The sequence below is a fragment of the uncultured Agitococcus sp. genome, assembly GCF_937920075.1.
Classification (GTDB): domain Bacteria; phylum Pseudomonadota; class Gammaproteobacteria; order Pseudomonadales; family Moraxellaceae; genus Agitococcus.
This window is the reverse complement of record NZ_CALETI010000385.1, coordinates 1-5,913: the sequence shown is the minus strand read 5'-3', so window position 1 is coordinate 5,913 and position 5,913 is coordinate 1. Positions and strand designations below refer to the sequence as shown.

Below are 5,913 nucleotides of genomic sequence, written 5' to 3'. Positions count from 1 at the left end.
TCAACGGTTTTATGCTCACAAAACGCGCTAATTTTGGCAAAATGCGTAAGTCCTACCACACTAGCCATACCCTCAACAAAGGTATGGCAAAACTCACTACTATCATCATCAAAAAAGCTACCCATAATAAGGAAACACGTTTAGCTAACACATCCCCTTGATTATCTTGTTGCTTCAAAGAGTTAATATTCAACAAAACCCACACCATTATTGCCACGAATAACGCCACAAGGCTGCACGCCCCCCAAATTTGTGCTTGGGCAAACCATACTTGACTTGCCACTGACGACAAATCTATCACTAAATTTGGCATCATCGCATCAAGCGAAGAAGTTTCTTCAGCAAAAACTTGCCCTATTGTCAGGCAAGATAATAGTCCAAACTTTAATAAAGGCTTTAGTATCATGTTGCTTTCCTAAAATTCTGACTTTGTCGTTATTTTAAGTAAAAATGTCGGCAAAATACGCTAATTTCGGTTGTTTTTTTCACATTAAGGAATTGCTTAATAGTAGAAGTTTAGGTATCTTGGCGGCAATTTAACACTATATTGCTACACAGGCTCTAAACCTGATGAAATAACAATAATCTAGCATATAGCACATTTTAAGGTTTAAGCAGTTATTTTGATAAAATGCCTTTTCCTCAATTTTAATTCAGCAAAACGAGATTGATTATGGCACAAATTTTGTTGCTACACGGGCCTAATTTAAACTTATTAGGAACACGTGAGCCAACCATTTATGGTGCAACCACCTTAGCGCAAATTAACGAACAACTTGCTACCAAAGCTCATCAACAGGGCTATAGCTTAGATTATCTACAAAGTAATCATGAAGGTGTGTTAGTTGACCGTATTCAAGCTGCAACACATGACGGCACACAATATATTATTATTAATCCTGCCGCCTTTACTCATACCTCTGTTGCCATTCGTGATGCGATTTTAGCGGTAAAAATTCCTTTTGTAGAAGTACATTTGTCCAACGTTCATGCGCGTGAAACCTTTAGACATCATTCTTATTTTTCAGATGTCGCCATTGGGGTCATTTGTGGACTAGGTGCGCAAGGTTATGATTTTGCTTTGCAATATGTCATTAACAGTTTAAATCACACAAAATAATTTAGAGAGTATTTTATGGATATTCGTAAAGTTAAAAAATTAATTGAGATGTTAGAAGAATCCACTTTTGACGAATTAGAAATTAAAGAAGGTGAAGAGTCGATTCGTATTGCTCGTAACCGCCAGTCTGGTGTTGTTAGTCATTATGCTGCACCTGTTGCACCAATGCCTGTTGCCACAGCACCAACAACCGCAACACCTGCTGCTCAAGCAATTGGTACAGCCCCACCCGAAGAAAAACCACAAACTCAGGGTTTTATTCAACGCTCTCCTATGGTTGGTACATTTTATCGTGCTCCGTCACCAACTGCAGGCAATTTTGTTGAAGTTGGCCAAACTGTTAAACAAGGTGATACCTTATGTATCATCGAAGCGATGAAAATGATGAACCAAATTCAAGCCGACAAATCAGGCACGATTGAATCCATTTTAGTGGATAACGGTCAAGTGGTTGAATACGACCAAGCCTTATTTACTATTGTATGAGGCAACTATGCTAAGCAAAGTCTTAATTGCTAACCGTGGTGAAATTGCACTGCGCGTGTTACGAGCCTGCAAAGAATTAGGTATCCGCACCGTTGCTGTGTACTCTAAAGCTGATCGTGATTTATTACATGTGCGTTTGGCCGATGAAGCCTTATGTATTGGCCCTGCGCTTTCCAAAGAAAGTTACTTAAACATTCCGTCAATTATTGCGGCTGCCGAAGCCACGCAAGCCCAAGCCATTCATCCAGGTTATGGTTTTTTGTCCGAAAATGCCGATTTTGCCGAAGCAGTTGAACAATCAGGTTTTACCTTTATTGGTCCGCGTGCAGACAATATTCGGATGATGGGCAATAAAGTAGCGGCCATTGAAGCGATGAAAGCGGCTGGCGTCCCAACCGTCCCTGGTTCAGATGGTGCAGTAAATGCCGATAGCGCGGTTGCTATTGCTCAACGCATTGGTTTACCGATTATTATTAAAGCCGCTGCTGGTGGTGGTGGTCGTGGGATGCGAGTCGTACATCATGAAGATGAAATTTTAAATAGTCTTGCCATTACCCAATCCGAAGCCAAAGCAGCATTTGGTGATGACACCGTTTACATGGAAAAGTTTTTACAACATCCACGCCATGTCGAAATTCAAGTTTTAGGTGATGGTGAAGGCAACGCCATTCATTTAGGGGATCGTGATTGTTCTTTACAACGTCGCCATCAAAAAGTGGTTGAAGAAGCCCCCGCCCCCCATATTCCTGATAATGTTCGTGCCGAAGTTGCTGATGCTTGTGTCAAAGCTTGCCAACAAATGAAATATCGTGGTGCAGGGACTTTTGAATTTTTGTATGAAGATGGCCGTTTTTATTTCATCGAAATGAATACCCGTGTGCAAGTTGAACACCCTGTTACCGAAATGGTGACTGGTGTCGATATTATTAAAGAACAATTACGTGTAGCCGCAGGTTTGGGTTTATCTTATCGTCAAGAAGATATTGTCATTCGTGGTCATGCGATTGAATGCCGTATTAATGCCGAAGACCCACAAAGCTTTTTGCCCTGTCCTGGTAAAATCAATTATTACCATGCCCCTGGTGGTTTAGGCATTCGCATGGATTCCCATATTTACACGGGTTATAGCGTGCCACCCTACTATGACTCATTGATTGGCAAATTAATTGCGTTTGGTAATAGTCGTGCTGTTGCTTTACAACGAATGCGTAACGCACTCGATGAAATTGTTGTTGAAGGTATTAAAAGCAATATTCCGCTCCATCGTGATATAATCCTCACCGACTCTGCCTTTAACGAAGGTGGTGTGGACATTCATTATCTTGAGAAAAAATTGGGATTATCATAAAGCATGGCTTGGTTACAACTTAAAATCGACAGCTCAAAAGCTGATGCAGACCGTATTGAAGAAGCCCTCGAACTGGTGGGTGCAGGGGCAATTATGATGGAAGATGCCGCCGATCAACCCTTATTTGAGCCACCTTTAGGTACGACACCACTTTGGGATGCGACACGTATTGTGGCTTTATTTACCATCGACTCTGATATGGACGCGATTTTAGAGTTTTTACAAGATCATTTAGATGGTGGTTTGCCTAGCCACAAAGTCGAAATTTTAGAAGACCAAGTCTGGGAACGGGCATGGATGGATCACTACCACCCCATGTGTTTTGGTGAGCGTTTATGGATTGTCCCAAGTTGGACACCTCCACCCCAACCTAACGCTATTAACTTATTACTAGACCCTGGTTTGGCTTTTGGTACAGGTACACACCCAACCACAGCCTTATGTTTAGAATGGTTAGATGGTTTAGATTTACAAGATAAGATTGTTGTCGATTATGGATGTGGCTCAGGCATTTTAGCCATTGCGGCTTTATTACTCGGTGCAAAACATGCTTATTGTGTCGATACCGACCCACAAGCCTTATTAGCCACCAAAGATAATGCTGCGCGTAATGGTGTCGCCGACAAAATGACCGTGTGTTTTCCACATGATATGCCTGCCATTAAAGCTCAAACACTCGTTGCTAATATTTTAGCAGGCCCTTTAGCTGAATTAGCCCCAATTTTGGCCGATTTATGCCAAGCAAATGCTGATCTTGCTTTATCTGGCATTATTGATAGTCAGGTTGAAGATTTACGCGAGGCTTATCAGCCGTGGTTTGTTTTAGATCGATTACAAACTAAAGAAGAAAATTGGTGTCGTTTATCGGGTAAACGTTTGGCGAACTAAATATTTGTGCGTCGATAGACAGCAAAATCATGTCTATTGACGCATAATCAAAAACACATTAATTAAAAAATCATATTATTCTGTGAAATAACCCACAAAAATAATGAAAAAATATATAATATCGACTTCTCCCATATTTTTAGCACAAGATTTGGAGCTTGAGGGACTATGAGCACAACCAAACAAACACGCTGTCCTCATTGTACAAGTGTTTTTAATATTACTGATGATCAACTAGCCGCTCGTGGTGGTCATGTACGCTGCGGTAGCTGCTTGCAAGTATTTAGAGCCGATCAGCATTTGGTTGACGCATCACAAATCGTTGATATTCCCGCTGCACCACCTCAAGCTGCTGCACCAATCAGTACACCACCAGTCGCTCCAAAAAATACATCAGACAGTCAAATGTCTATGCCTGTTGTTGCTAAAGAACAACATGCTCCGCCTCAACCTCAGCCAGCACCCGCTAAAAAACGTAAAAAAGATGATGAATCTTGGGCAATGGATTTGTTAGGGGATTTAGGTGCCGAATTAGAAGATGATTTAGCCAATATTAGCCCCAAAAAATCTGCATCTGCGCCCATCAGTGAGCCAGAAGAAAAACCTCAACCGAGCAAAACCAAAAAGCCGTTATTTGATGATGAAATCAGTGATTTATTACAAGAAGCTTGGGTTGAACCAACAGACTCTGCACCGCTAAAAGGTTTAGGTGGTGTTGACAAAATTAAAGAAAGTGCTGATGAAAGTTGGGCACAAGCGTTAATGTCTGAGCTTGAAGAAGAAGAAAAAAAGGAAAAAGCTAAAAACTATAGCATGGAGCTTGCGCCACAACGACCTAAAGACCCTAATGCTAAAACTAAAACCAAAGAACCTATACCAGAAAAAACTGACACTGAAACCAGTGCAAAAAAGTCGTCAAATAATAGTCATGAAGATGATGACTTATTAAGCTTTTTAAATAAAAGTGCTAGCACAACCGCACAACCTCAACGCATCAACCCCACCCTCCCTCTAGAAATCAAGTCACAACCCATGATTTCTATCAATTGGGGTTATTGGTTAACGTGGAGCTTTATGTGCATTTTTGCCACTATTTTATTATTAGTGCAATATGTCTATTTTCATTTTAATGAACTAGCTTTTGACGAAAAAACACGTCCACAGTTAGTACAAATCTGTAGCACTCTAGGTTGCCAAGTACCAGAGCCGCCGAATGCGTCTTTGATAAGTATTGAAAAACTCGTTATTCGTAAACATCCCGAAATCAAAGAAGCATTACAAATCAACGCAGTTGTGTTTAATAAAGCAGATTTTGCACAACCATTACCCGCACTCAAATTGACTTTATTAAACAAAAAACGTGAAGTCACTGCCGCGCGCGCTTTTCAACCTAAAGAATATTTACATGGAGATGCAGCAAAAATTCTCCGACGTATTCCTCCAGAAACACCTATTCAGATACAATTGGACATCGTCAATCCAAAAGTGGATATGACCAGCTACAAGATGAAACCGTTGTATAAATGATTAAACCGCTACAATTGGGTCAACATATCATTGACCCACTTATTCTTGCACCTATGGCAGGTGTGACAGATCGTCCTTTTCGCCAAATTTGTCGGCAACAAGGTGCAGGCCACACCGTCTCTGAAATGGTCACTTCTGACCCTAGTTTGTGGCACAGCACCAAATCGAGTTTTCGCCTGAATCATGATGGCGAGCCTAATCCCAAAAGTGTACAAATTGTCGGTTATGACCCACAAATGCTGGCTGATGCTGCACGGTTAAACATGGAGCGTGGTGCTGATATTATTGATATTAATATGGGCTGCCCCGCAAAAAAGGTCTGTAATCGTTTGGCAGGTTCTGCCTTAATGCAAGACGAAGCCCTTGTTGAAAAAATTTTAACAACTGTGGTTAAAGCAGTTCCCATTCCTGTTACTTTAAAAACACGTACTGGTTGGGACAGAGACCATAAAAATGGCGTAACCATTGCCAAAATTGCCGAAGATGCAGGCATTCAATTACTCGCCATTCATGGCCGTACTCGTGCCGATAAATACCTAGGACA

At 41.1% G+C, this 5,913-nt stretch carries 7 protein-coding genes; 6 read left to right on the top strand and 1 reads right to left on the bottom strand.

Going from position 1 to position 5,913, the window contains the following annotated elements; genetic code table 11:
* Positions 1 to 52 precede the first annotated feature (52 nt).
* Positions 53 to 406 carry a hypothetical protein gene (locus Q0212_RS12970; RefSeq protein WP_297926192.1) on the bottom strand — a complete coding sequence of 118 codons (354 nt, stop codon included), beginning with the start codon at positions 404 to 406 and terminating at the stop codon, positions 53 to 55.
* A 267-nt stretch (positions 407 to 673) separates the two neighbouring features.
* Here Q0212_RS12970 and aroQ point away from each other — a divergent pair, with 267 nt between their 5' ends.
* From aroQ to Q0212_RS12940, 6 genes are all read left to right on the top strand, one after another.
* Entirely contained in the window at positions 674 to 1,120 is a 447-nt protein-coding gene (gene aroQ, locus Q0212_RS12965; protein WP_297926190.1) for a type II 3-dehydroquinate dehydratase, read from the top strand.
* Positions 1,121 to 1,135: 15 nt separating this feature from the next.
* Positions 1,136 to 1,606: an acetyl-CoA carboxylase biotin carboxyl carrier protein gene (accB, locus tag Q0212_RS12960; RefSeq protein WP_297926188.1), complete on the top strand. Its 471-nt coding sequence runs from the start codon at positions 1,136 to 1,138 to the stop codon at positions 1,604 to 1,606.
* 7 nt (positions 1,607 to 1,613) lie between these two features.
* Entirely contained in the window at positions 1,614 to 2,954 is a 1,341-nt protein-coding gene (accC, locus tag Q0212_RS12955; RefSeq protein ID WP_297926186.1) for an acetyl-CoA carboxylase biotin carboxylase subunit, read from the top strand.
* 3 nt (positions 2,955 to 2,957) lie between these two features.
* Complete coding sequence (prmA, locus tag Q0212_RS12950; protein ID WP_297926183.1) at positions 2,958 to 3,842, top strand: 50S ribosomal protein L11 methyltransferase; 885 nt, start codon at positions 2,958 to 2,960, stop codon at positions 3,840 to 3,842.
* Positions 3,843 to 4,010: 168 nt separating this feature from the next.
* Positions 4,011 to 5,369: a DUF3426 domain-containing protein gene (locus tag Q0212_RS12945; protein ID WP_297926181.1), complete on the top strand. Its 1,359-nt coding sequence runs from the start codon at positions 4,011 to 4,013 to the stop codon at positions 5,367 to 5,369.
* Positions 5,366 to 5,913 (top strand): tRNA-dihydrouridine synthase (locus tag Q0212_RS12940; protein ID WP_297926179.1); only part of this gene is annotated, 548 nt, incomplete at its 3' end. The genes Q0212_RS12945 and Q0212_RS12940, both read left to right, overlap by 4 nt.

Bases quoted from the DNA above. Each gene is read 5' to 3' on its own strand.
- prmA (WP_297926183.1), top strand. From the start codon at position 2,958: ATGGCTTGGTTACAACTTAAAATCGACAGCTCAAAAGCTGATGCAGAC.
- Q0212_RS12970 (WP_297926192.1), bottom strand. From the start codon at position 406: ATGATACTAAAGCCTTTATTAAAGTTTGGACTATTATCTTGCCTGACA.
- accB (WP_297926188.1), top strand. From the start codon at position 1,136: ATGGATATTCGTAAAGTTAAAAAATTAATTGAGATGTTAGAAGAATCC.
- accC (WP_297926186.1), top strand. From the start codon at position 1,614: ATGCTAAGCAAAGTCTTAATTGCTAACCGTGGTGAAATTGCACTGCGC.
- aroQ (WP_297926190.1), top strand. From the start codon at position 674: ATGGCACAAATTTTGTTGCTACACGGGCCTAATTTAAACTTATTAGGA.
- Q0212_RS12945 (WP_297926181.1), top strand. From the start codon at position 4,011: ATGAGCACAACCAAACAAACACGCTGTCCTCATTGTACAAGTGTTTTT.